Annotated in this window: 25 protein-coding genes; 11 read left to right on the plus strand and 14 right to left on the minus strand. The window is 54.2% G+C overall.

Translation table 11 applies throughout. The annotated features are described in order from the left end of the window. Positions 1-56: 56 nt before the first annotated feature. Positions 57-329, minus strand: a complete 273-nt coding sequence (grxC, locus tag H6G62_RS09790; protein ID WP_190494545.1) for a glutaredoxin 3 — start codon at positions 327-329, stop codon at positions 57-59. 118 nt (positions 330-447) lie between these two features. Next, positions 448-1,983: a DNA repair protein RadA gene (radA, locus tag H6G62_RS09795; RefSeq protein WP_190494546.1), complete on the minus strand. Its 1,536-nt coding sequence runs from the start codon at positions 1,981-1,983 to the stop codon at positions 448-450. A 255-nt stretch (positions 1,984-2,238) separates the two neighbouring features. On the opposite strand from radA, the gene rpaB reads away from it, so the two are divergent. The 6 genes from rpaB (at position 2,239) to H6G62_RS09825 (ending at position 9,403) form a co-directional block, all read left to right on the plus strand. Next, positions 2,239-2,967, plus strand: a complete 729-nt coding sequence (gene rpaB / locus H6G62_RS09800) for a response regulator transcription factor RpaB (protein WP_190494548.1) — start codon at positions 2,239-2,241, stop codon at positions 2,965-2,967. 167 nt (positions 2,968-3,134) lie between these two features. After that, positions 3,135-3,662, plus strand: coding sequence for a hypothetical protein (locus H6G62_RS09805; RefSeq protein WP_190494550.1), 528 nt, complete (start codon positions 3,135-3,137; stop codon positions 3,660-3,662). 803 nt (positions 3,663-4,465) lie between these two features. Next, the gene (locus H6G62_RS09810) at positions 4,466-5,005 is read left to right on the plus strand and encodes a hypothetical protein (RefSeq protein ID WP_190494552.1); all 540 of its coding nucleotides are present in this window, start codon (positions 4,466-4,468) and stop codon (positions 5,003-5,005) included. 168 nt (positions 5,006-5,173) lie between these two features. Then, positions 5,174-5,593, plus strand: a complete 420-nt coding sequence (locus H6G62_RS09815) for a hypothetical protein (RefSeq protein ID WP_190494554.1) — start codon at positions 5,174-5,176, stop codon at positions 5,591-5,593. A 241-nt stretch (positions 5,594-5,834) separates the two neighbouring features. Further along, positions 5,835-6,620, plus strand: coding sequence for a fimbria/pilus periplasmic chaperone (locus H6G62_RS09820; protein ID WP_199324876.1), 786 nt, complete (start codon positions 5,835-5,837; stop codon positions 6,618-6,620). 95 nt (positions 6,621-6,715) lie between these two features. Next, the gene (locus tag H6G62_RS09825) at positions 6,716-9,403 is read left to right on the plus strand and encodes a fimbria/pilus outer membrane usher protein (protein ID WP_190494556.1); all 2,688 of its coding nucleotides are present in this window, start codon (positions 6,716-6,718) and stop codon (positions 9,401-9,403) included. A gap of 209 nt (positions 9,404-9,612) precedes the next feature. On the opposite strand, the gene H6G62_RS09830 is transcribed toward H6G62_RS09825, so the two are convergent. The 7 genes from H6G62_RS09830 to H6G62_RS09860 all read right to left on the minus strand — a co-directional run bounded on the left by H6G62_RS09830 (position 9,613) and on the right by H6G62_RS09860 (position 14,541). Further along, positions 9,613-9,855, minus strand: coding sequence for a hypothetical protein (locus H6G62_RS09830; protein WP_190494558.1), 243 nt, complete (start codon positions 9,853-9,855; stop codon positions 9,613-9,615). A gap of 193 nt (positions 9,856-10,048) precedes the next feature. Beyond that, positions 10,049-10,282 carry a DUF2281 domain-containing protein gene (locus H6G62_RS09835; RefSeq protein WP_190494560.1) on the minus strand — a complete coding sequence of 78 codons (234 nt, stop codon included), beginning with the start codon at positions 10,280-10,282 and terminating at the stop codon, positions 10,049-10,051. A gap of 198 nt (positions 10,283-10,480) precedes the next feature. Further along, positions 10,481-11,854, minus strand: coding sequence for a type ISP restriction/modification enzyme (locus H6G62_RS09840; protein ID WP_190494562.1), 1,374 nt, complete (start codon positions 11,852-11,854; stop codon positions 10,481-10,483). Positions 11,855-11,856: 2 nt separating this feature from the next. Beyond that, positions 11,857-12,189 carry a DUF2281 domain-containing protein gene (locus tag H6G62_RS09845; protein ID WP_190494563.1) on the minus strand — a complete coding sequence of 111 codons (333 nt, stop codon included), beginning with the start codon at positions 12,187-12,189 and terminating at the stop codon, positions 11,857-11,859. 46 nt (positions 12,190-12,235) lie between these two features. Next, entirely contained in the window at positions 12,236-12,484 is a 249-nt protein-coding gene (locus tag H6G62_RS09850) for a YgiT-type zinc finger protein (protein WP_190494565.1), read from the minus strand. Further along, on the minus strand, positions 12,484-12,795 hold the full coding sequence (locus H6G62_RS09855; protein WP_190494567.1) for a DUF4258 domain-containing protein: 312 nt from the start codon (positions 12,793-12,795) through the stop codon (positions 12,484-12,486). Before H6G62_RS09855 ends, H6G62_RS09850 begins: the two co-directional genes overlap by 1 nt. Before the next feature lie 12 nt (positions 12,796-12,807). Beyond that, positions 12,808-14,541 carry an N-6 DNA methylase gene (locus H6G62_RS09860; RefSeq protein WP_190494569.1) on the minus strand — a complete coding sequence of 578 codons (1,734 nt, stop codon included), beginning with the start codon at positions 14,539-14,541 and terminating at the stop codon, positions 12,808-12,810. A gap of 266 nt (positions 14,542-14,807) precedes the next feature. Between H6G62_RS09860 and mazG the strand changes: the two genes are divergently transcribed. From mazG to H6G62_RS09875, 3 genes are all read left to right on the plus strand, one after another. Beyond that, positions 14,808-15,644: a nucleoside triphosphate pyrophosphohydrolase gene (mazG, locus tag H6G62_RS09865; RefSeq protein ID WP_190494596.1), complete on the plus strand. Its 837-nt coding sequence runs from the start codon at positions 14,808-14,810 to the stop codon at positions 15,642-15,644. 43 nt (positions 15,645-15,687) lie between these two features. Then, entirely contained in the window at positions 15,688-16,740 is a 1,053-nt protein-coding gene (locus H6G62_RS09870) for an endonuclease/exonuclease/phosphatase family protein (RefSeq protein WP_190494571.1), read from the plus strand. Between the two features lie 62 nt (positions 16,741-16,802). Next, positions 16,803-17,582 (plus strand): FecR domain-containing protein, encoded by a 780-nt coding sequence (locus tag H6G62_RS09875; protein WP_190494572.1) that lies wholly within the window; start codon positions 16,803-16,805, stop codon positions 17,580-17,582. Positions 17,583-17,590: 8 nt separating this feature from the next. On the opposite strand, the gene lepB is transcribed toward H6G62_RS09875, so the two are convergent. Further along, entirely contained in the window at positions 17,591-18,220 is a 630-nt protein-coding gene (lepB, locus tag H6G62_RS09880; RefSeq protein WP_347239326.1) for a signal peptidase I, read from the minus strand. A gap of 258 nt (positions 18,221-18,478) precedes the next feature. On the opposite strand from lepB, the gene H6G62_RS09885 reads away from it, so the two are divergent. Continuing rightward, positions 18,479-19,474 (plus strand): beta-ketoacyl-ACP synthase III, encoded by a 996-nt coding sequence (locus H6G62_RS09885; RefSeq protein WP_190494574.1) that lies wholly within the window; start codon positions 18,479-18,481, stop codon positions 19,472-19,474. A gap of 20 nt (positions 19,475-19,494) precedes the next feature. On the opposite strand, the gene H6G62_RS09890 is transcribed toward H6G62_RS09885, so the two are convergent. From H6G62_RS09890 to H6G62_RS09900, 3 genes are all read right to left on the minus strand, one after another. Then, a complete protein-coding gene (locus H6G62_RS09890) occupies positions 19,495-20,748 on the minus strand; it encodes a nucleotide disphospho-sugar-binding domain-containing protein (RefSeq protein ID WP_190494576.1) in 1,254 nt (417 codons plus the stop codon). A 97-nt stretch (positions 20,749-20,845) separates the two neighbouring features. Continuing rightward, positions 20,846-21,340: a hypothetical protein gene (locus tag H6G62_RS09895; RefSeq protein ID WP_190494578.1), complete on the minus strand. Its 495-nt coding sequence runs from the start codon at positions 21,338-21,340 to the stop codon at positions 20,846-20,848. 110 nt (positions 21,341-21,450) lie between these two features. After that, positions 21,451-22,584, minus strand: a complete 1,134-nt coding sequence (locus H6G62_RS09900) for a glycosyltransferase (RefSeq protein ID WP_190494581.1) — start codon at positions 22,582-22,584, stop codon at positions 21,451-21,453. 142 nt (positions 22,585-22,726) lie between these two features. Between H6G62_RS09900 and H6G62_RS09905 the strand changes: the two genes are divergently transcribed. Next, on the plus strand, positions 22,727-23,731 hold the full coding sequence (locus H6G62_RS09905; protein ID WP_190494583.1) for an NAD-dependent epimerase/dehydratase family protein: 1,005 nt from the start codon (positions 22,727-22,729) through the stop codon (positions 23,729-23,731). Here H6G62_RS09905 and H6G62_RS09910 read toward each other — a convergent pair. Next, positions 23,728-24,044 (minus strand): transposase (locus tag H6G62_RS09910; RefSeq protein ID WP_190492465.1); only part of this gene is annotated, 317 nt, incomplete at its 5' end. The two genes, H6G62_RS09905 and H6G62_RS09910, sit on opposite strands and share 4 nt — an antisense overlap.

Here is a 24,044-nt window from a genome sequence, read left to right on the forward strand (position 1 = left end):
CTCCAATTACGGGTAGTGCATTAGAGACTCAGGGGGGTGCATTGCAAAAACCTGACCTAAACCACAGGGGCTGCTTCTAGCAACGGTTCAATGCCGCCTTGGGCATTGAGAGCATGGAGATCGTCACAGCCGCCGACATGGTGATTATTGATAAAAATCTGAGGCACAGAACGGCGACCGTTGGCGCGTTTGGCCATTTCGCGGCGGGCGGCTTCATCGCCATCAATGCAGTATTCGGTGTATTCAATGCCCTTGCGGTCTAGCAGTGCCTTGGCGCGAATGCAGAAGGGGCAATAAGTCCAGGTGTAAATTTCAACGGTGGGGGACATGGCGATACCTCCGCAATTCATGATTCTTCATATTCTAAACCACTCGCCCCTCACCATCCCGTCCCCTTTTTGCCTTTTACCCTTTGCCTTTTGCCTTGCTTCCCAACTCCCGACTCCCTCACCCCTTCAACGCATGGGCAATGGCATCCACCACCCGCGACACCTCCACAATCGTCAGCCCGTCTACCTTCACGTTCTGGCCCTTGGGCACGATGGCTTTTTTAAAACCGAGTTTGACGGCTTCTTTTAGGCGCAATTCCAACTGAGAAATGGGCCGCACCTGGCCGCCTAGTCCCACTTCTCCAATGAGTACCAACTCTGGATCGACCAAGCGATCCCGAAAGCTGGCCACCACAGAAATCGCCACACCCAAATCGGCGGCGGGTTCGGCCACGGTCAGCCCACCGGAGGAGGCCACGTAGGCATCGAGTTTGGAGAGGGGAATGCCCACCCGTTTTTCCAGCACCGCCAGAATTTGTAGCAGTCGATTGAACTCAATGCCTGTGGTAGATCGGCGCGGTGAACTGTAGCTGGTAGGGCTGACGAGGGATTGCAACTCTACGACGAGGGGCCGCGTTCCTTCACAGGCGACGATGGTGGCGATACCGGGCACCTGCTCCTCCCGATTGCCCAAAAACAGGGCCGAGGGATTGCTGATTTCTGCCAGTCCCCGATCCACCATTTCAAACACGCCCAGTTCGTGGGTGGCCCCGAAGCGGTTTTTGACCGAGCGCAGCAGGCGATGGCTGGCAAAACGATCTCCCTCGAAGTACAGCACCGTATCCACCAAATGCTCTAGCACCTTGGGGCCAGCAATCGCGCCTTCCTTGGTGACGTGGCCGACAATAAATAGCGAAATGTTCGCCCGCTTGGCCAACTGCATCAAGGCCGAGGTACATTCCCGCACCTGGGACACCGACCCCGGAGCCGAGGTCAGCGTAGCGTAGTAAAGCGCCTGAATACTGTCGATAATCGCCACCGTCGGCTGTAGCGACTCCAATTCCATCAAAATCGTCTCTAAATCAATCTCTGGCAGCAAATACAACTGCCCCTTTCCTCCAGAGACCGCTTCTAACCCAGGGGATTCCCAATCCTCCAAATCCGCATTCACCCCCCTTTTTGCCTTTTGCCCTTTGCCCTTTGCCTTGTTTTCCGACTCCCGACTCCCGACTCCCCACTCCCCACTTCCACCCCCCTGCCCAAGCCGCTGCCAGCGCAACTTCACCTGCTGCCCCGATTCCTCCGCGCACACGTACAGCACTCGCTGCCGCATCGCCAACTGGTTCGCCACCTGTAAGAGCAGGGTCGATTTACCAATGCCCGGATCGCCCCCCAGCAGCACCAGGGAACCGGGCACAATGCCGCCCCCCAGCACCCGATCCAGTTCGCCATAGCCGGAGGGCATCCGCATTTGGGGATGGTCTTCGATTTGATTTAGCGTCAGCGATAAACGGGGCTGTTGGGTGGTTTTGATGGAGGTTGCCGCACTGCGTCCACGGGACACCCCCGGTAGCCTTGCCGAGGCGGATTCCTTAGCGGGCAAAGCCTGCTCTACCAGGGAGTTCCAACTCCCGCACACCGGGCAGCGGCCATAGTATTGAGAGGACTCGGCCCCGCACTCGTTGCAGACAAAGATGGAACGGGATTTAGCCATAGCAAACGCCCTGGGTTTGTGCAATAAACCTTAAAAAACCTTGAAATGATGCCGTTACGCTTATTAAGCGTGGATTAATGGCAATTATAGGGGGGATGCCCTGGGCGCTAGGCTTTGGGAGGATGGCGGTGGGGGATCGCCCACTCCACCGATTGACCCGGTTGTGAAGCACAGCGTCACAAACCTGGCAAAATAACGAATTAAACGTTGGATTTCTTTATAGAATAGGGCGTTATGTAGGGAGCCTGAAGAACCTTGGAAAGCAACAAAGAAAAAATTCTCGTTGTCGATGATGAGGCCAGCATTCGCCGCATCCTCGAAACCCGCCTGTCCATGATCGGCTACGACGTGGTCACCGCCGCCGATGGGGAGGAAGCCCTCGACACCTTCCGCAAGGAAATCCCCGACCTGGTGGTGCTGGACGTGATGATGCCCAAGCTGGACGGCTACGGCGTCTGCCAAGAACTGCGCAAAGAGTCGGATATCCCCATCATCATGCTAACGGCCCTGGGTGATGTGGCCGACCGGATCACGGGCCTAGAACTCGGTGCCGACGACTATGTGGTGAAGCCCTTCTCCCCCAAGGAACTGGAGGCCCGCATTCGCTCGGTGCTGCGGCGGGTCGATAAAACCGGGATGTCCGGCATTCCTAGCTCCGGCGTGATCTCCGTCAACACCATCCGCATCGACACCAACAAGCGTCAAGTCTACAAGGGCGACGAGCGCATCAGACTCACAGGCATGGAATTCAGCCTGCTAGAACTGCTGGTCAGCCGCTCCGGGGAACCCTTCTCCCGCTCCGAAATTCTCCAAGAGGTATGGGGCTACACCCCCGAACGCCATGTGGATACTCGTGTGGTGGACGTGCACATTTCCCGCCTGCGGGCCAAGCTAGAGGACGACCCCAGCAACCCCGAACTGATCCTCACCGCACGGGGCACGGGCTACCTGTTCCAGCGGATTGTGGAACCGGGCGAAGAGTAGGGTTAAACCTGCTTGGGGCTACCCTATCGGCGTTTACTGCGGCGTCTTTCTACGGTTCCAAGGGCTGGGGTTAGATCTGTCGGCTTAGTCGCTTGCTTCACGCTGAGCCTGGTCGGTCACCACCTGGACGGATCACCCCAAGGGTAAACGCCCAAAGGATAGCCAAGATGAGCGCCCTATCGTCCTTCCCTCAGTACGCACTGGATTTAGTCGAGATCTATGGCCCTCCCAAGCAGCGGGCCTGGGGTACGGCGGTTTTCTATGATCGAGTGGAACCGAACACCGATTTAGACGAGGTGGCCCTGCGTCATTATAAGTATTTTGCCAACGCGGCAGACTGGTCTACCAAGCCCCGCTGGCGGGAGACATGGCAGTGCATCTACCAGCGGCCCACGGACGTTCCGGCGGATTTTTTCCGTGACCTGCGGGATGCCACGAGGGTAGGGCGAGTGGATTATGACGATCATCTGCTGGATCGGCTGGACATCGCCATCGTCTTTGATGATCAGACCGATAGCCGATCCGTTCAGCCCAACCAACGCACCGCTGCCGCCCTGTCCGCCGCCTTCGATGCCCCGGAGGTACAAGATTTTCGCGTCTATCGCATCGGCGATTCCGAAGTCCTAGAGGGGCTATTGATGGCAGCTCATCGCGGCAACGGAGAGGTGGTGATGCTGGCGTTTATCCACGACTGAAGGGAATTGCGGACAAGGAGGTTTACAGACGAATCACCCTTAGAGTATGCCCACTAATCAAGCATCCAAGCTCATCCCTCATCCCCCTTGGGGAGAGGGGCAGGGGTGAGGGCGAAGGCCATGGCAAATGGAAGTCATTTCTATGGAGCACGCTTAGTCCGCCTCATTTTGATCAGTGGCCTGTTGAATTTCCTCTGGATGAGTCTCCGCCGCATAGCTCCAGGCTTGGGCCAGATGGGTGGCGGTTAGCGCCTGACTCATCTGTGCGGTCTCTTTGTTAGACGCAAAACCTTGGCTCATGGGGACTCGCAAGGGACCTTAGGTGGTGGATACCCTCAGCATGGCACAGGCCCATTTTTCTTGCGCTTACCCTGCTGTCATGCCGTTCTTCATCAACACTTAATACGGATTTAACAGTATTAGAATATTAGGTTTTAATAAAATCATCCGGACATCAAAATAACCGTAAAAACCGATGAAGAAAAATATGGTCATCAAAAGCAAAATTATTAAAAATAAGTGATCACAACATGGTTTAGCTAGAGCACAGCCTCTAAAGTGAAAATATCAGGAAAAAGGTATCGCAGTTGATGTTGCCAAGGGCCTGACCACAAAAACGGAGCGGATCTAATCCGCCAAGCCCTCATCAAAAATAGCTTCAATGGCCTTCACCACATCGCCCAAAGACGCTAAAACGATACACCTCTACTATCTGGATACGCCCTAAGCCGCAAGGCTTAGCCTCCCAGAATTTCTGATATTTCCGTCCCTAGCTCACTTCATCACCTTTTAGGAGACGCACCATGCTGTCTACATCTTTCCGCAATACCCTAATCGCTTCAACTCTGCTAGTTGGCGCTTCTATCCTCGTTAGCCCCGCTGCTATGGCGGCGGATGATCCAAGTCCAGCATCTGATCCCGGAGATGTGTCCTCTACTGTGGAACTAATCAACCGAGTTGATTTTGCACCAGCAGCAACGACGAGAGTTCAGCCTGTCACGGCACAAACCGATATCGCCTTTCCACTAGGAACCGTAACAATTCGCAACAACGACCCTGATGGATGGAATCTAACCGTTGCATCGACGAATGCAGGTGTGTTGGAATTTGGTACTCACACGCTATCTTATTCAACTATCACTCTGGCAGATACGAATGATATTACTGAGACAGCGGGTGGCGTCGATCCTGCTACTGGCGGGCTGCTGGCAACGGGTGGTTTTAGTACAAGAGTTGCTGGAGGAACAGAGGCAATTAACGTTTCAGCCTTGCTCACGGTTCCAGCAGATGTTGCGGCTGGTGCGTACACGGACACCCTCACCTTTACCCTCACCTCTAAATAGTTAGAGAGGATGACCAGGGTTATTCCTAGCTAGATTGTTCATATTGCGGGGATAGGTTATCTCCGCAATATGGCGCTGAGAAGGAGGTGGGTTATGGTGGGTGATGGGTTATTTTTGGGCCATCGGTGGGGCATTTCTAATAGGTTATTGGCCCTAGGATGTTTGGGGTTGGGTGTGTTATCGCCAGCGGTGGCGGTGGCCCTAGAACCCACGGTGGACTTTACCCCGGCCTCTTCCTTTACCCTCAGCCTCACCAGTGGCAACCCCAATCAAGATTTTGGGGTGGTTCATGTGCAGTCGGATAGTGCCACGGGCTGGGTGTTGCGGGTGCGGTCGTTGCGGGGTGGGGTGCTCAAGCATGAAACCCACACGGCCACGGTGCCCTACAGCCTCACGGTGGATGGCATTCAGGTGGGCAGTTTGGCCGGGGGCAACGAGGCCACGGTGATGACTACCACGGGCCTCACCTGTGCCGCGCCGACAGGTTGCACCTTTCCGGTACGGGCTACGATGATGGCGGGCGATGTGCAAGGAAAACCCTCCGGATCCTACACCGACACCCTGACGTTTACTTTGGTAGAGCAGTGATGTATCCCCGTAGGTTGGGTGCAGCGAAGTCTCTGTTCTGCTTCGTTTCTAGGTGTGGATCCCCCCTAGCCCCCCTTGGGAAGGGGGGAACCGGAATCAAAGTCCCCCTTTTTGGAATCAAAGTCCCCCTTTTTAAGGGGGATTTAGGGGGATCTCCACGGGGTGAGGGCCGCGAGGGCTTGGTTGACGACTTATCTTTGTTGGCTGATGAGACTGTTTTGGTAAATGCCGGGAGGCTGTGATGAAATCCCTACCCTATGTTGGCCTATCCTGTTTGGGCGGTGTTGCCTCGGTGTTGGTGGGGGCTGGGGTGTTGATGGCGGCTCCGGCCTGGGCGGATGCCAGCTACCAACTCACCCCTTCTCGCCTGGTGTTGGAGCCGTCGGGGGGGCGATCTGCGGGGTCGTTTCAGGTTCGCAGCACCGGGGATGAACCCGTGGCCATTGAGGTACGGGTGACGGATCGCCAGATGGATCCCCAGGGCAACGAAACCCAGACCGATGCCGAGGATGACTTTGTGGTGTATCCGCCGCAGATTGTATTGCAACCCGGGCAGGTGCAAACCGTGCGTGTCACCTGGTTGGGAGATCCCAATGTGGCGGTGGAACAAGCCTTTCGGCTGATTACCGAACAACTGCCCATCGACCTCGGCGGCCCAGAGGAAACCCCCACTGGAGTTACGGTTCGCATCAATGCCCTCTATCGCTATGTGGCGGCGCTGTATGTGACGCCCCCAGGAGCACAGCCCAATGTGGTGATTCGCCAAGCCAGCCACCAGCGCATCGACGGTCAGGATAAGCTGCTACTGGAGTTTGACAACCAAGGCACCGCCCACCAACTGTTGTCTGGGCTAAACCTCACCTTGGCCCCGGTGAATCAACCAGAGGCCAGCCTCACCCTGCGGCCCGACCAACTGATTGGCATCAACGGCGAGAATGTGCTGGCCCAACACCAGCGCCAGTTTGTCATGCCCTGGCCCGAAGGCTTGCCCGTTGGCCCCATCACCGCCAGCTTTGAACTTCGTTAGATTGGCCCCAGGCATTTGCTGAGGTCTTGAGGCTTCTTGCCATAATTGGCTCAGTTTTCCTGCCTGGAACGAGATTTCCAGGCTTGGGTTAAGTCATGGCTTACCGATGGGTCGCAATGGCGATGATAGTAGCGCTGGGTTGTCCAGGGCCAGCCGTCGCTGCCCGTGGCCCTCACCCTAAATCCCTCTCCCATGGGGCGAGGGACTTTGACGTAACGACCTTCCGGCCCCCCTCTCCCGTGGGGAGAGGGGCTGGGGGTGAGGGCCAACCCTGGCTATCCCAAACCTCCCCTACCCCTGAAGCCCAACCCCCTGAGACCCAAACCATTGAAACCCAGGATCTAGAGGCTCCCGCTAGTCCTGAAAACCCTGGGAGCACCCCACCAAATCCAGGAGCGGAGGATGATCTCTTTGAGCAAATCTTTGGGCGACCTCGACCGCAGGATCAAACCATTCCCATCCCCTTTTCCATTAACGATCAGCGGCGGGGGCAGGCCATTGTGGTGCTTTCTGGCGGGCGGGCCAGCCTGGTGCAGGCGGCTCCGGTGTTGGCGCAAACCCGCGACCTGTTGCAGCCAGAACTCCAGGCTCAACTAGAGGCCAGCGTGGACGAGGCAGGTTTTCTTAGCCTTGACTTCCTCCAGCAGGTGGGTCTGACCGCCATTTTCGACCAAAGCCAACTGGCGCTGTATCTGACGGTGCCCCCGGCCCTGCGGCGCACCAATGTGGTGGATGCGTTGGGAGTGCCTCCAGAGGCGGCCAATGCTCTGCCCATCAGCACCATTAGCGGCTATGTGAATGTTTTGGGCGGCAACGACATTATCTGGGCGGGGCAGGAACCCACCGGACGGCAACCGCTTCGGCTCTCCTTGGATGGGGCGCTGAATGGGGCGGGCTGGGTACTGGAGGGACAGGCCGATGTGCTGGAGGGGGGAAATCCTGGTTTTCAGCGGCGAGATGTGCGGCTGGTGCGGGATGATCCGGCCAATGCCCTGCGCTATGTGGCGGGGGATATTAGCATTCCGGTGAGTGGGGCGTTTCAAGCGCTGGTGCCCTTGGGGGGCATTTCGGTGTCGCGCAACTTTAGTTTGCAGCCCTACCGTGTTACCCGCCCCACGGGGGAATTTAGCTTTTTCCTAGAACGCCCCTCCCAGGTGGAAATTTACATCAACGGCGTGCGGGTACAGCAGCTTCGGCTGGAGGCTGGCCCCCAGGATATCCGTAGCCTATCCCTAGCGACGGGCTCCAACGATATTCAACTGATCATCACCGACGACCTGGGCCAGGTGCAGCGGCTCGACTTTTCCACCGCCCTAGCCGGGAACCTACTAGCCCCCGGTCTACAGCAGTTTTCCTATAATTTGGGTTTTCCGTCGGGCACGGTGCAAGGGCAGCGCCAATACGACTGGAGCCAGCCCCAATTGGCCCTAGCCCACCGCTGGGGAGCCACTGGCACCCTCACCCTCGGCAGCTATCTCCAGGCCACGCCCTCCTTTCAAATGGTGGAGGCCGATGGCATTTGGGCTTCGGCCCTGGGCAACTGGGGCTGGGATGTGGCCCTCAGCCATCGGGGAGAAGTGGGGGTGGGCATGGCCGCACGGGTGCAGTATGAACGGCCCACCAAGGCCGAGGATGTGGCCCAACGGTCGCTGCGGATGACGGCGGAATATCGCGATGATCGCTTTACCACCCTCACCAGCCCCGACCCTAGCCAAGATTGGTTGCAGGTTTCCGCCGCCTATGGTCAACGTCTGTTTAACAGTGCCAGTCTCAACCTGGGCGGTAGCTACAGCTTGGGCCGCACCGTGCCGAATACCTACAGCCTCAACCTGGGCCTGTCCCAAACCCTCAGCAGCGGCCTGAGCGGCAGCCTCAACGCCAACTATAGCCGCACTACCCAAAGCCGGGAGGAGGTACGGGTCTTTTTGGGCCTGTCTTGGCTCTTGCCCGCCCAGCGGCAATCCCTAGGGCTGAATACCAACCTCAGCAACACCAGCCGCGCCGGAAACCAATTGCAGTGGCGGCGCAGCCCCGATCAATCCCTGATGGCCACGGGCTGGTCGCTGAACCTCAACCAGACGGGCGATCAATACGGTGTGCTGGGGGAAATGAACTACACCGACTACCGCTTTGATCTCAAGCTCAGCCAAGCCTGGGATAGCTCCTTCAACGCTTCAACAGCCACCACCCACGCCACCCGACTCACCTTTGGCACCGCCCTGGTGTTTGCCGATGGCCATTTTGGCTGGTCTCGCCCCATTACCAATAGCTTTGTTCTGGTGGTGCCCCGCAACAACTGGCGGGGCCAGCGGATCGGCGTCAACCCCTTTGGCAACGGCTATGCTGCCGTGGTCAATGCCTTTGGCCCAGCGGTGATTCCCGACCTCCAGCCCTACTATGTCTCTCGGCTTAGACTAGAAGCCCTGGAAGCCCCCCTCGGCTACGACCTTGGCCCCAGCGAGTGGGTGGTGTGGCCCAGCTACCGCAGCGGCACATTGATTTTGGCGGGCACCGACGCCACGGCCTTTGTGCGAGGCGTATTGGTAGATGGCAACGGCGAACCCCTAGGGCTTCAGGGCGGTGAGGTGGTCTCCCTATCCGACGCAAGCTGGCCTGTCCAGGGCTTTTTTACCAATCGGGTGGGGCGGTTTGCGCTGATGGGGTTTGGCCCAGGCCGCTACGAAATTCGCCTGCGCGACTATGCCCCCATCGAGTTTGAGATTGCGCCCGACCAATCCGGCCTGGTGGATCTCGGTACCCTGGTGATTCAATCCGCCCCATAAGGCTGAGATAAACGCCTGCTTGGCTGTTCCCAAGTCGCTCGGTGGTGCATTGCGGCTCATCACCATGATCAGCCTATTGCCGAACGGTGGCATTGCCGCGAAGGCACCCTACGTTACTGCACTTGCCTCTTCGGAAGAATGGCAATACTCACAGAGGTCATTAGCTCGTTCTCTCACTTGCTGTCGAATTGCTGAAGAAATAGCCATATTTACGCAGCTTCAGCGATAATTTTGGCATTCAACAACGTAAAAATACGATCTAGCTCTAGAATGCCTGTCAATTCTGCCTCTTCATTAGGATTAAGGCCAGATGTCCGCTGTTTTTCGTTTAAGTTTTCTAGCCTATCTTGCAAGGACTCACTAAACTTAAACAGATATAACCCTCTAACCATCTTCATTTGAATGTCTGCATCAATAAAGGATGAGGGTTGAATCATAAGCTGTGCATTCATGGATTGAATCTCCTAGCAATGTACTAGTCAAAAAATATAGCGGATTTCACTCGGTTGAAGTACATTGCGATGATCCCCCCTGCCCCCCTTATCAAGGGGGGTATAGAGTAAGCCTTAGACCGCTAGGTACTGGGGGGATCTAGAACCCAGCAACGGTGTATCTCACTCTATCGAGAACCGCTATAATTCAAGACTACCTATAACGCTTCATATCCTCAAGGGGTTCATCAAAATCATCAGCCATCCAGATTTTGCCCTTAAGGATGCCAAAACCACCTCGTTTTTGCTTCGGCTGCTCTAAGGCTTCCTGATCTTCTGAACCCTGAGCATATTTCTCGGCCAAGTATTGAGCATAGTGCAGTATTTCTTGTTTTAACGTTTCTGGCATCTGTGCGACAGCCTCCAAAATTTTTGCCTCAGTTGTCATATACATTCTCCAGTTTGTAGGGTGCATTCACGGCGTCAATATCCTTCGACCATGTGAGAAGGATCAATTTTGCCGCAATACACCACTACCGCGAATGTCTTGATGGATAAGTTTGGTGCATTGCTGGCGCGAATGCACCCTACGTTATGGCTTTGGCTTGATGCATGGGCTGTCTCCTGATTGACTTATCCGTTGATCCTATTTTTCTGTTTGATGATCGACGGTTTCGGGCATTTGGTGGATGATTTCCATGGTGCGGAGGCTGACGGTGCAGACTCGTTTGAGAAGGTCGATGACGTGGTCTTTGTAGTCGGCAAATTGGTAGGTGTTGAAGAGTTCGCGGATTGTAGGATCTTTGGGGGTTTTCTCTTTGTATTGATCCAAAATCCATTCTAGGGCGGAGCGATTGCCGAGTTTATAGTCCCAGGCGAGGGCGGGGATGCCTTCTAGAGTGGTTTCGGTGTCGAGGATGATTTTGCCGTCGGTTTTGTCGGCTTTGAGTTTGGCTTTGGGGGGTTTGCCCTCACCCCCTGCCCCCTCTCCCATGGGGCGAGGGGGTTCTAGCCCCGGAATTGTCGCGTTTTCGGCTTTCTTTTGCTTGCGGGAAGATGAGGACGCATCGACCCGTTTTAGGTCGTAGGGTTCGATAGTTTCGTAGTTGAGGTGTAAGTCCATGAGGGATTTTCCCCAGGTGGCCCATTGGTAAAAGTTGGCATAGAAGGGCAGACGGGGAAATTCGCGTTTGAGGTTGATTTCGTATTTGGTGCGATAGGCGGGATGGTGAAGAACGGCGTAGGTGTAATGGAAAATATGGTCTTTGGTGATGGTGGGATCTTGGTAGTGGGTTTGGAATTGGGTTAAGGCCCAATCGGTAATGTTGTCGATGCGGTTGCCGTTTTCGTCGTAGCGGTAGAGGGGCAGACATTGGGCTGAACAAGCTGCACCAACAACGTGCAAATCTGGAATTGCATCGCTTGCAATAGTCATAAATGGCTTTTGTGAACCTGCATCGGTACAACTAATTGCAAGATTTGGTTTCTCGCCTACAGGGAAGAGATTGGGAAGTTGATAAGTCATTCCATTGAAGTTCTCATCAAAATAGAAATAAGGCTTTATAAACGGTCTATAAGCGCTAGGACAAATTTTACTTGCTTCAAATTTTTTATTAATTCTTCGTTCTAAATATTTTTCAAGTTCGCGATCCCATTTAATATCCAACTCTCGCCGTGTTCCTTTCTTCAAGCGCTCTTGATAGACCTCTACAAAATACTTCATGCGTTTAGTCAGAGCTTCTTTCGAGAAATCATAAACCCATTCATCGCGTTGGGTTTTCACTCCTGCCGAAAAAAGCTGAAAGACTGCTTCTTCAGAGCGACCTGCTTTCACTTCTTTATCAATCAACGACAACAGGCTATCAAAATCGTTGTCGGTTAGGTTAATCCAGTTGGCTTTTTTGTCTGGGGTGATGTGGGCAAAAGGGATTTTCTCGAAGGGGGTACTTTCAAACCATTCGAGCTTTTCTTCCTTGGTTTGTTCGTCTTGCAGCGTAAAGTAGAAGATTTTGGCACTCATTATTACATATAGTCCTTGAGGTCTTCTAGGGGTTGATGAAAATCATCAGACATCGTGATTTTTCCAGCTAGGCTACCGTAGCCATATTTTTTCTCAAGAAATTCTCTCTGTTCAACGCTCATAGATTCTATGGGCCGATCAAAATCTGCTGGTAGAGGCAACCTGAAGGTTCCTTCAATAAAGACTGGTTGATTATTTTCGGAATCTTGTTCTGTCTCTTCTGGATTTTGCTTTCGGTACTGATGGGCCAAAAACTCCGTATAAATAAATACCGCCTCTTTGACAGAATCGGGTAGGTTCTCAATATTTTTCAAAATCGATGATTCTATAGTCATCTTCATCTCTCTTTTCGTTTTCACGATGGATTCTATCTATCTTTACTTAAGAAGCCTTTAATTGAGGTTGATAAGCCAACACATCCATAGAAATGGATTTAATTGGTTGAACTTCACCATGTAGCATGACCCGAATTTGCTCGGTCGTTTCTCGGCTAAAGCTTTCTTCTCCGCAATGAGAGCAAACCGTTGCCGGGATATCCTCAACCAAGTAAAACTTGCCATCAATCTGAAAAATCTCAGTGACCAATTCTTCGTAAAATTTCTCTGAACCACAAACATGACACTTAACCATTATTTCCTCCTAATCTTGTGATCAATCCATTCATTTTTGTCAGGCTCATACAGCGTAATTATCTTCGTCAACTCTGATTCTATTGTTGAAACCTGGATGTGTAGGGCACGACTACCCTTCGTAAAACCTAGTAACAGAGAACTGGGCGAATACTTATCCTCTGGATAGTTCTCAATCACAATGATATTTTCACCCGCTTCTCGAATTTCTTGATCACTGATATTTCGTTCAACAGCTCGCTTAAGAGCATGACGAGTAAATTCAAAATATCCCGTTTTTAACTGCCTCTGAATTTCGGAGAGAGGTTTCATTTCAATTTTTCCTTACTCTCCTCGTTTTCGGACTAAAAACATCACAGCAATGCCAGCCTGTATACCAAACACATTATTCTTAGTGCCAGAAATTTTAGGATTATTTCTCACGTCGGACTGAGTATCGACAATGTAAACATAGTCAAACTCTCGATCAACGCACTTACGAAAGCCATCAAAGGTTTTAGAGTCGATAAAAGAACGATTGGTGATGAAGGCAATAATGCCATTTGGCCCCAATCTATCCGAGGCCCACCGAAAGAAGCGAGTATACATATCATAGACAACGATCTGGTTTTGGGCCGTACCTTCCTTGATGTAGGTACTTTTGATTTTCTCATCAATGCCTTTGTAGGCTCGGTTAGCGTTGCGCTGATTAAAGTTCTCCTGATGGGCGTTGTAGGGCGGGTTGCCAATAATCACAGAAATGGTGCGATCATTCTGTTGCTGAATGCGGGCCGTATTTTGCACACTCATAGCAAACAAATCAAACTGATGCCCTTCAGCGGTGCAGTGATCTAGGGTATCGACCAGGCAGATATTCTTAAATTCCTCATATTTCCCCATCTTTTGTTGATAGGTGTATTCAATATTCAGGTTGGCAATGTAGTAGGGTAAAATTGCCAACTCGTTGCAGTGAATTTCGTTTTTATATTTGTGTTCTAGCTTATTGGCAGGGAGATATTCAATCAGTTCGGTAATGTAAGTTCCTGTCCCGGTGCAAGGATCAAGGATTTCCACCCCCGGATCGCTCAGCAGTTTACCAAAATGTTTGTGGGTCAGGTATTCGGTACTTTCAATCATAAACCGAACAATTTCATTCGGTGTATACACAATGCCCAGCCGATCCGCCGCCTTGGGGTTATAGGCTTGGTAGAAATTTTCGTAGACCGCCTTAAGAAATTTTTGCTTTTCGTGGTGGTTGGCGATGTTTTCAGACTTTCGTCGAATCACAGAATAGTAGTGTTCGATAGTTTTTAGGGTGTTGCGTCGGGTTGCGCCTGTAAAAAAGGTGTTGATGATTTCCGACAGTTCCCGCGCAATGTTGTTTTCTCGGTGAAATTGTGAATCGTGGAAAATGTTGGTAAAAATATCTTCCGTGAGAATATGCTGAATCAGCATCTCATACACATCGGAAATCACAATTTCTGGATTGATGGACTGCCGACAGACCTCTAGAAACGCCTGGGTTCGTTCCTGAAAAGCGGTATTGTCGTCCTCTTGTTGAGTAATAATTTGGCGCAACGCCTCTAGAATGTCGGGCACATCCTCCTTAAACTGGAGAATTGCCGCCCGAAAATCGCGCACCTCTGGGCGTTCGTAGTCCACAAAGGCATTCAGCAGCCCATCCAACCCCGCCGCATCCTGCATCGGAATGCGGGCCACCTCCTGGCTATGCTGAATGAGCACAGCGGTTTGGGAATCCTCAAACAAAATATTTTCGTCGGGATAGCCCTTGGCAAACTTTTTCTCAATTTCCTCATCCAGCCGATCATACTGATCCTTGCTTTCCCACCAGCCATGCTCTAGCCGAATCGCATCCTTAATCGTGCCATCGGGGTAGACGGTGGTATTCAAGCGGGTTTTGTAGTCCAGTTCTGTGACCAAAAGGTAATTGCGGGGCTTGCAGTAGGCATTCAGCAACCGCTCAAAGGCTCCGCGAATACTGGTTTCCTTGCGAGAGCCACCGTAGCGAATGATTTGCTCCACTTCGGCTTGATATTGCGTCACCAGCAACCGAGACATGCCCTGCTCCCTATCCTGAAACCTAAGCAAGGTGGGCACCTTCAGAATGCCTACCTCTCCCGATTTTGACGCATTTGCCAAAAGCAGGGGCGTTAATCGCGGGATAGGTTATCAAAGCGTAATCATGCGGACTAAAACTAGGTACCTTAGGCTGGGGCTAGCGCATTCTACGGTTTGCAAACGCGATGGCCACCATGACCGACCTTACTACCCTAAGGGGCAGATCGCCCGATAGACTGCAAGGGTGTTACTACGAGTGTGCCATGATGTCTTCCTTTGCAACGGAGGCGGGTCGTGCCCAGATTTTGGCGGCCCTAGAGCGATTGGTGGCGGTGGTGGCCGATCTGCGCCATCCCGAAACGGGTTGTCCGTGGGATTTGGAGCAAACCGCCGAGAGCCTGATTCCCTACGTGATTGAAGAAGCCTACGAGGTGGTGGATGCCATCCACAGCGGCGATCCGGGGGCCATCGCGGAGGAATTGGGTGATCTCTTGTTGCAAGTGGTCTTACAGGCCCAGGTGGCCAGCGATGCCGGACGTTTTGACCTGGCGACGGTGGCCGATGGCATTGCCGATAAGCTGATTCGCCGCCATCCCCATGTGTTTGGCGATGTGACGGTGGCCAATACCGAGGAAGTGCATCGCAACTGGGATCGGATCAAGGCCGAGGAAAAGGGCGTCCCCCACGAGCCGGATCGACTGTCGCCCAAGCTGGCCAAATATAACCGCACCCTGCCGCCACTGATGGCTGCCAGCAAAATTTCCGCCAAGGTCGCCAAGGCCGGGTTTGAGTGGGACGACGTGGAGGGGGTGTGGGAAAAGTTCCACGAAGAACTGGAGGAATTTCACCAGGCCGTGGCCCATGAACCCAAGGAAAATCAGGAAGCCGAGCTGGGGGATCTGCTGTTTACCCTGGTCAACCTGGCCCGCTGGCATGGGTTAGACCCTTCCGAGGCGCTGCACGGCACTAACCAGCGCTTCATCCGCCGCTTTGAACTGGTGGAAGCCGCCGCCGATAAGCCCCTCACCGACCTCTCTGTGGAGGAGTTGGAAGCCTTTTGGCAACAGGCCAAGGCTAAGCTGGCTAAGCCTCGTGAATCGTAGAAAATCGCCGTGAATCACTGTGAATTGCTTTGAATTGCCGTAAATGGTAGAAAATCGCTGGGGGAATAGCGCCAAGGTGAAAAAAATCTTCTGGATCGTGACCCTAGCCATTGACCTGCCCCTGGTGCTATTGGTGGTGACGTTTTTCTACATCAGCAGCCCCCGCTGGGCCGAGGCCGACTACGACAACACCATCACCTACAGCCCTTTCCCCGACCCGGACAATCCCGCTACCCTCACCGTGGCCACCTACAACCTGGGCTATTGGTCGGGGATGACCAACCAGCAGGCGGTGGTGCGAGATCGGGCATTGTTGGAGGCGAATCAGGCCACGGCAATATCCGCATTGCAACCGCTGAACCTAGATGTGCTGGCCCTGCAAGAGGTGGACTTTGATGCCTATCGATCCTTCCACCTCAACCAGCAGTATGCCCTGTCCGAGGCGTTGGCCCTGCCCTTTGCCGCCCTGGCCGTGAACTGGGATAAGCGCTATGTGCCCTTTCCCTACTGGCCACCCCAGGCCCATTACCAGGCCGTCACCTCTGGCCAAGCCGTGCTGAGCCGCTACCCCATCCGCGATAACCAGCGCTTGGTGCTGGAACGGGTGCCCACCCATCCCTTTTACTACAACGCCCTCTACCTCGACCGGGTGGCCCAGGTCACGGAACTTGACCTATCGGGACAGCCGCTGATGGTGATTAACGTTCACCTGGAGGCTTTTGACGGCCCCACTCGCCGCCGCCAAACCGTTTTTGTGCGGCAACTGGCCGAACGGTATGCCGAAACAATGCCCGTGCTGCTGGTGGGAGACTTTAACAGCGACCTCGACCGAGCAGCGGAGTTGGACGATGGAGAAGCACCTTCGATTCAAATTTTGCTAGATTCTCCGATTTTAGCCAGTACAGTTCCGATTCAGGCCAATTCGGCTACGTTTCCTGCGGATAACCCTCAATACCGCCTGGATTATATCTTTTACACCCCGGCCACCTTGGCGGTGCGGAATTGGCAAGTGGTGGAAGCTGCGGCCCAGGCCTCCGATCATTTGCCCCTGATGGCCACCCTAGAGCGGTTAGAGCGTGTCACCGTTCCGGAATAGCCGCCTAGGCTGGTGAAGATGTCTCAAGCCCTACCGCCAACCACTGCGGACAAAACCAGGCCATGAAAAATGTGTTTCTGCCTCAAACTCGTTTAATCCAACCGCTGCGATGGGGATGGTATTGGGGCTTGCTGGGCGTCGTTTTGGTGGGCTGTCGCGGCACCGTTACCTCCCTAACCCCTGAACCCACGCCAGCCATCCCAACAACCGAAATGCCAGATACGGCCCCATCTGCCGCCGCCATTCGCGCCATTGTGGCCCAGCCCGTGTGGGTGCAGCCCGCCCAGGGGGAGGAAGTTGCAGCCCAAGTGGGGACGGCGCTGCAATACGAAGACACCGTTCGCACCGAGGATCCAGCCCTGGTGGAGGTGGGCCTGGGCACATTAGTCTTTCGTTTGGGGGGCAATGCCTCGTTGACCCTGCGCCCCAATCAGCAGCTTCAGATGGCGGCGGGGCAAATGTTGACCTGGCTTGAGGGCCAGCCGCCCGGCCCGGTGACGATTCAAACCCCCGTGGGCATTGCGGGCATTCGCGGGACTACGGTTTTTGTCAACATTGCGGAGGATCCCCAGGATCCCGTCGAATTTTTTACCTGGGAAGGGGAAGTCACCTTTCAGCCCACCGGAGCAACCGATGTGGTGCTGATTCGCGATGGAGAACAGCTTTTGGTGAGTCCTGGGGAGGTGGATGTGGCCGAGTTGCAGCGACGGGTACGGCGCTTTGGATCAGAGGAATTTCGCCAGCGCCTAGAGACCAGTCCGATTATGAATGGCTTTGATCAACCGCTGCCCACTTTGCCCCAAATTGAGGCCGTGGGGGAAACCCTGGAAACGGGGCGCTAGGCGGGTGGCTAGGAGACCGTTCCAAGGCGATCCAAGGGCCAGAACCGCAGGCGGGCTTTGCCAATTAAGTTTTGCTGGGGGAGTGGTCCCCAAACATGGGAATCGTTGCTGTCGTTGCGGTTGTCGCCCAATACAAACACATAGCCAGGGGGGATAGTCACCGCTGGCATGTCGTACTGGGGTGCTTCTGCAATGTAGGACTCGGGTAGCGGCTGGCCATTGAGGATCACCTGTCCGGCGGCGATTTGGAGGGTATCACCCGGTTCGCCAATGATGCGCTTGATGAAGGCTTGATCGCTTTTGTAGCCTAGTTTCACCAGTTGGGCGGGCGGGTTAAACACCACAATATCGCCCCGATGCGGTGCCTGCCAGCGATAGCTAATTTTATCGACCAGCAGGCGATCACTAATATGTAGGGTCGGATCCATCGAATTGGACGGAATATAGCGCGGTTCGGCAATGGCCACCCGCACCACCAAGGCCACCACCAGGGCAATCAACAAGATCCGCACATTGCTCCACAGACTCTCCTGTCGGGGAGGGACTGGCTCTGGTACAGCGGATGAAGGCGGTTTGGAGCCAGCGGATTGAGGGGGCATAGGGGGCATGATGGGATAAACGGAAACAGAAAACGCCACGACCGACGACACCCCATTATAGGGAACCTGCGCCCCTGTCCTGAACATCGCTCCCCTGCCGATCAGGCCGCCGATGTTCCCGTTGACCTACCGACAACCCTCCGGACAGTTTTGAGTCGCTAACGGTAGAATTAGGGTTCCAGACCTCTGGCACAGCCCCTTGATCAACGAGAAACCAAGGGTTTCAGCGCTTGCCCGCCCAGTGTCCGGCCTATGGTTAAATCACGCCAGACGATAACGCCCGTACAACCCCAGCCCATGACGCAACGCTCCGTTAAAATTCTGGCTACGGGCCAGTATTTACCCCAACGAGCCGTGACCGCCCAAGAACTAGCCCAAAAAATTGGGGTTTCTGAAGCCTGGATTGCCCGCAAATCGGGGGTGATGGTACGCCACTTTGTCGAGGATGAAACGGCTGCGCAGATGGGGGCGGCGGCGGCCCAAGCAGCCTTGGCTACCGCTCAACTTACGCCTCAGGACCTCGATTGCATCGTCTGTGCCAGTACCGTTCCCGAACAGGGCATTCCCTGCACTGCGGCCTTAGTGCAACGGCACTTAGGACTGGGGGCGTCTGGAATTCCAGGCTTTGATATCAATGCTACCTGCCTGAGCTTTGTGGTGGCCTTAGACACAATCTCCTACTTAATTGAGGCCGGACGGTACCACCGCGTGCTGATCGTCAGCAGTGAAATTGCCACCCTGGCCTTAGATTGGTCAGACCCCGAAAGTTGTACCCTCTTTGGCGATGGCGCTGCCGCTGTGATCGTGGAGAAAACGCCCCCGGCTGAGTCATCGGCCATCCTCGCCTCCCGCCTTGAGACCTACGGTGATGGGGCCGATCTGTCCCGCTGCCTGGGGGGCGGCAGCAAACACCATCCTCGGGAATATGCCACCCATCCCGAGCATTTTGTCTTCCAGATGGATGGTCGGGCGGTGTATCGAATGGCGGCCAAGCTATTACCGGACTTTGTGCAGCGGATCTTTCAGCCGACGGGCTTGGCGATGGGCGATATGCAGTTGGTGATTCCCCACCAGGCCAGTGTGATGGCGATGCGATTACTCAGTCAGCAATTGAAGATTCCGGCTGAGGCGTTGATGGTGATTGCCCACGACCACGGCAATACCATCGCCGCCTCGATTCCCATGGCCTTGCACGAGGCCATCCGGCAGGGGCGGATTCGGCGGGGCAATCGCGCTTTGTTGCTGGGTACCGCCGCTGGTCTTTCCCTCGGGGGCATTGTGCTGGAGTATTGAGCCCAATTCCTTGAGGCCAATTAAACGCCCAGCCCACCCTCAGCCCATTGTTGGATCAAGGCCATCACCGCCACCACCGGATCGTACTGATGGCAGCGGGTTTGAAAATCTCGCATCTGACAGGCGATTTTGGGATCAGAAAACAGGCGGTGCAGACGTTGGACGGTATGGGCGAGATCCGGCTTAAACCGCAGGCCCAGCCCCCGATCCACAATCCGGGCGGCGTGATCAAATTGGTCATAGTCGTGGGGCCACACCAGCATGGGAACCCCAGCGCGGATACAGCTATACAGCACCCCAGTGCCCCCATGAATAATGGCCGCATCGCAATGGGGTAGGTAGTGGTCGTAGGGCAGATAGTCGTAATAGAAGAGATTGTTTTGGGGCTGGGATTCTCCCCCTTTGCTATCGAATTTGTGATTGAATTTGTGATCGAATTTGTCATCAGATGGGCCATCGGTTTTGTAGTTGGATTGGCCGTAGGAAAAGTGGAAGTGAACGGTGGGCATTTGCGCGGCCACCTGCTGCACAAACTGGCTGGCTTGGCCTTTGGCCCAGGGGATATGCGTCCCAAGGCTGACCAAAACATGACGCACCCCCGCCTGAAACGTAGGGGGCCGATGGGGAAAGGGCGGTGAGGCCGTCAGGGGGCCAATAAACTCCAGGCTGGGGGGCCAATCTCGCTCAAATTCAAATTCGCGCATCCCCAGGCCCAAAATTTTCTCCGGTGAGTAGATGCGTTCATAGCCATCCGTCCGATACACACTCGGGAAGTTGAGCGCTTGCAACTCCGGCCTAAACCCATAGCCAATCGCCAATTTAAAGCCCCGAATCAGGCGACGCCCCAGCCAGTCGCGTCCTCGGCGGTATGGGCTTGATCCTGGCATTAGGCCACCCAAGTAGGATGGAGTGCCGATTTGGGTTTCGATGGCACACAGGGTCGGGGTCGAAGTCCACCAAGCGATGCCCATTTCCTGGGCCAAGTGACCTGCAATCGGCAGGGTAAAATCGACAATCACCAAATCGGGCTTTTCCAGTTGCCATACAGACCGTAGTTGCACCCTCAAAGTCTGCATCAGCGAGAGGTTGGCCCTAAATTGTTGCAACAACCGCCACGGATTATTTTTCACCCGATAGGGAGGGTTGGCAATGGCCGTGATCGCCGCTGACTCGTCCGCTAGAAAATAAACCCCTTCCAAGGCAGAAATCTCGATGGCAGAAGCCGCCTCTGGCGTACTCAAAACCCGCAGATTTTTGAGCCCTTGCTGACGCAAGCCCCTCGCCAGTTCTAACAGAGGGTATAAGTGCCCCGCAAAGGGGGGCGCAACTACATCAATCTTCAGGTTTTTCCACATTTAGTTGATTGCCTGCCTACAGGGTAGAAAGGGTACGTGCTAACGCCTGACTGACCAAGTCAAAGAACCGAGGATCATAGACATAATCCATATGACCCAGGTTAGGTAAAATCACCTCTACCTTCCTAAAAAATAACCGGGAGATCCCATCCTGATCACCCTGAATTAAGGTGCAGGTCGCCCAGGGACGACGGTAGGCCACTGGCCCAAAGGCCACGATGCTAACTCGATCTGGATCGATGGCATTGGGCATGGCATTGGGCCATGCCTGATTTAAGATCTCTAGCCCACAACTGCCCACCAGCAAAAATAGCCGATCCGCCGAGGCCAATAGATGATTGAGATGTCGTTGGGCGGCTTGCCGATAGTGGGGTGATCGCGCCCTCAAAAATTGCCACCCATTCGCCCAACTAGCCTGGAGGAGACCCACTTTTTCCTCATCCTCTGTACTGGGAATGTAGGGAAAATTAAGATATAGCTTCCACGCCTCTGGACAGTCTAGCTGGGCCATAAATTGTTGGTAGGGCCGACTGAGGCAGCAACTAGCTGGGTTACTGAGCCCCGTTAAAAAGGCTACCTTCAAAGGAGTATGGGGGAGATGCTCAACGGGATGATCCATCATCATGGCTCTTGGTAGGAAAAAGTGCCATTTTTCTCGACCTGAATTAGGCGATTGCGCCAGCGAATGCGGTGATCGACTAAGGCATGAACCAGGTGGAAGGGCTGTAGCAGTTCTGAGATCAGCGACATACCAAAGGAAAAATCCACCGAGCGAGCAAAAATTTTATGGTGTAAATAGCGAATCGTACCATGGCGGATGAGTAACACCCCCAGCAGACATAAAGCCCCTAGGTAAGGGATGAACAGGCTGAGTAAGCCTAGCCACAATAACAGAGGCGGTAGGCCCAAAAATAGTAATAGTAAGGCTTGGATGGGTAGGGGTTGATCGAAGACTAAGGTTTGGGCAAAGACAAACCAGCGATGCATTAAGGTGCCATAGGACTTCGCATCAGCCACACTGGTTTGAAGGGCGACCGGGGTAATGCCTTGAATAATCCGTCCACCATGCTGTTTAACCAATTTCGCTAGGGCGTAATCATCACAGAGGTCGTACAAAATCGGGGTAAAGCCGCCCATTGATCGCAAGGTCTCTGTTCTTATCAGATAGAACATCCCATTTAAGGAGAGGGGACTGAAGAAATTGAGCAGGGGAAGATAGGTCAAAATACTATTGTTATTCACAAAATGGGCCGTTAATTCAGACCATCCCGTGGTGCCTTTCAAGTAATAGGGTAAGCCAGTAAACAGCTCACCTTCCTGCAACCGAAAAAGACCGATGCCGAGGGTATCTGGCTCTAACTGGGTATCGTCGTCCAGCACCGCCAGGTAAGGGGTTTTGACCTGGGTCAGGGCGTACTCCAATTTGAACGCCTTGGGGTTAACGCGGGGCGGAACGGCAGGGCAAAGGATGACTTGCACAGCACAATCGGTCGCCTCCATCAGCGTTTGGGCCAGTTGGCGGGCTACGGCATCGGTTTCGTCAATCAGCCAAAGAAAGTTGGCCCAGGGAGGCGCTACATGGAGATTGTGCTGTAGCGTTTGCCCTAAGGCCGGGTCGCCGCTGAGGATGGGTTGCAACACCGTGAGCGTGGCGTGATCGACTGTGCCGTGGGGAGCTTGGGCCGCAGCGCGTAGACTGAGGTAAGCCTTAGCCCCGAGTAAGCCCAGATACAGCACGAGCGACGCGAAACCCAAGCAGGGAAGAACCATAGTGTGTCAGAGGAAGGGTCGGAGCAGGGGCGTGTGGTTCCCAAGAAATCGGGAATGGGCACGAGGTCAGTAACGAGATTGTAGTTGAGGCCATGATATTTCTTCGCCCGTCGTCGGATGCTTACAGATGAAGGTTTTGATTACGGGTGGCACGGGTTTTTTAGGGCAACGCCTAGCGCTGACCTTGCAAGCATTGGGGGATAGCGTCACTATTTTGGGTCGTAATCAAGCGGTGGGTAGGCACCTCGCCGCCCAGGGGCTACGTTTTGTGGCGGCTGATTTGCGGGATGCGGCGGCGATCACGGCGGCCTGTCAGGGCCAAGACTGTGTCTTCCATTGTGGGGCGCTCTCGGCTCCCTGGGGCCACTTCCGCGACTTCTACGCCACCAATGTGCTGGGCACCCGCCATGTGGTGCAGGGCTGTTTGGCCCAGCGGGTGTCGCGGCTGGTGCATGTCTCGACCTCGGCGGTGTATTTTACCTATGCCGACCAAATCCAGATAGCGGAAGCTTGGCCCTGGCCTAAACCCGTTGGCCCCTACGCCAAAACGAAACAATGGGCGGAGCAGGAAATTCAAGCAGGCTACCAGCAAGGGTTATCGGTCATTACCCTGCGGCCCAGGGGCATCTTTGGGCCGGGGGATACCGCCATTCTGCCGCGATTGTTGCGGGCCAGCGAGCGCACTGGTATCCCGCTAATTCGCCAAGGCAGAGCGGTGATCGATATGACCTACCTCGATAACGTCGTCTATGCTTTGCAGTGTTGCCAACAGGCTCCTGACTCGCTATCGGGCCGAGTTTACAACATTAGTAACGGTGAACCGATGTCCCTGATCGATCTCCTAGAACGTCTGGCCCAGCACCTAGATATCACCCTGCGGTTCAAGCCTCTGGCCTTTCCGGTGGCCTATGGGCTTGCTACTGCCCTAGAAGCAACGGCCACCTTACTCTCGCAACCAGAACCGATTTTGACGCGCTATACCGTTGGTTTATTGACTTTCAGCCAAACCCTAGACATCCAGGCCGCCACCACCGATCTGGGCTATCAGCCCCAGGTGACGATGGATCAGGGACTGGCTCAGTTTGCCCAGGGGCGGACGTATCAACGGGAGAGTAAGCTGATATGCATTTAAATTGCATTGATTGTGTTTCCTTTGTTTTTGATCTTGCGATCCCAGTTGATGACAAGCTGCCCTTCGTTCAACAGGTTATGAACAAGCGCTTCTAGATCCTCAATCGACTCAAATAGACGATTGGCAATGAATTCCTTTGCAGAGTGCCAAACTAACTCGATTAAATTATAGTCCGGACTGTAGGGTGGCAGAAATTCTAAAACAATGTTGGGCATCTCCTTCGCTATCTTCTCTAGAATCTCTGCCTTTTTATGAATACTTGCATTGTCTAAAATGATAAGAATCTTAGGGCCATCCTGCTCAAAGTCTTCAA

The organism is Phormidium sp. FACHB-1136 (assembly GCF_014697375.1).
In the GTDB taxonomy this organism is placed as follows: Bacteria; Cyanobacteriota; Cyanobacteriia; order Phormidesmidales; family Phormidesmidaceae; genus Nodosilinea.

What these genes read in the sequence shown, in the direction of transcription:
- H6G62_RS09810 (WP_190494552.1), top strand. Translation starts at nt 4,466, where the DNA reads ATGCTGTCTACATCTTTCCGCAATACCCTAATCGCTTCAACTCTGCTA.
- H6G62_RS09905 (WP_190494583.1), top strand. Translation starts at nt 22,727, where the DNA reads ATGAAGGTTTTGATTACGGGTGGCACGGGTTTTTTAGGGCAACGCCTA.
- H6G62_RS09885 (WP_190494574.1), top strand. Translation starts at nt 18,479, where the DNA reads ATGACGCAACGCTCCGTTAAAATTCTGGCTACGGGCCAGTATTTACCC.
- grxC (WP_190494545.1), bottom strand. Translation starts at nt 329, where the DNA reads ATGTCCCCCACCGTTGAAATTTACACCTGGACTTATTGCCCCTTCTGC.
- H6G62_RS09855 (WP_190494567.1), bottom strand. Translation starts at nt 12,795, where the DNA reads ATGAAACCTCTCTCCGAAATTCAGAGGCAGTTAAAAACGGGATATTTT.
- mazG (WP_190494596.1), top strand. Translation starts at nt 14,808, where the DNA reads ATGTCTTCCTTTGCAACGGAGGCGGGTCGTGCCCAGATTTTGGCGGCC.
- H6G62_RS09845 (WP_190494563.1), bottom strand. Translation starts at nt 12,189, where the DNA reads ATGACTATAGAATCATCGATTTTGAAAAATATTGAGAACCTACCCGAT.
- H6G62_RS09840 (WP_190494562.1), bottom strand. Translation starts at nt 11,854, where the DNA reads ATGAGTGCCAAAATCTTCTACTTTACGCTGCAAGACGAACAAACCAAG.
- H6G62_RS09875 (WP_190494572.1), top strand. Translation starts at nt 16,803, where the DNA reads ATGAAAAATGTGTTTCTGCCTCAAACTCGTTTAATCCAACCGCTGCGA.
- H6G62_RS09850 (WP_190494565.1), bottom strand. Translation starts at nt 12,484, where the DNA reads ATGGTTAAGTGTCATGTTTGTGGTTCAGAGAAATTTTACGAAGAATTG.
- H6G62_RS09870 (WP_190494571.1), top strand. Translation starts at nt 15,688, where the DNA reads ATGGTAGAAAATCGCTGGGGGAATAGCGCCAAGGTGAAAAAAATCTTC.
- H6G62_RS09895 (WP_190494578.1), bottom strand. Translation starts at nt 21,340, where the DNA reads ATGGCCCAGCTAGACTGTCCAGAGGCGTGGAAGCTATATCTTAATTTT.
- H6G62_RS09830 (WP_190494558.1), bottom strand. Translation starts at nt 9,855, where the DNA reads ATGAATGCACAGCTTATGATTCAACCCTCATCCTTTATTGATGCAGAC.
- H6G62_RS09805 (WP_190494550.1), top strand. Translation starts at nt 3,135, where the DNA reads ATGAGCGCCCTATCGTCCTTCCCTCAGTACGCACTGGATTTAGTCGAG.
- H6G62_RS09860 (WP_190494569.1), bottom strand. Translation starts at nt 14,541, where the DNA reads ATGTCTCGGTTGCTGGTGACGCAATATCAAGCCGAAGTGGAGCAAATC.
- H6G62_RS09820 (WP_199324876.1), top strand. Translation starts at nt 5,835, where the DNA reads ATGAAATCCCTACCCTATGTTGGCCTATCCTGTTTGGGCGGTGTTGCC.
- H6G62_RS09825 (WP_190494556.1), top strand. Translation starts at nt 6,716, where the DNA reads ATGGCTTACCGATGGGTCGCAATGGCGATGATAGTAGCGCTGGGTTGT.
- radA (WP_190494546.1), bottom strand. Translation starts at nt 1,983, where the DNA reads ATGGCTAAATCCCGTTCCATCTTTGTCTGCAACGAGTGCGGGGCCGAG.
- H6G62_RS09835 (WP_190494560.1), bottom strand. Translation starts at nt 10,282, where the DNA reads ATGACAACTGAGGCAAAAATTTTGGAGGCTGTCGCACAGATGCCAGAA.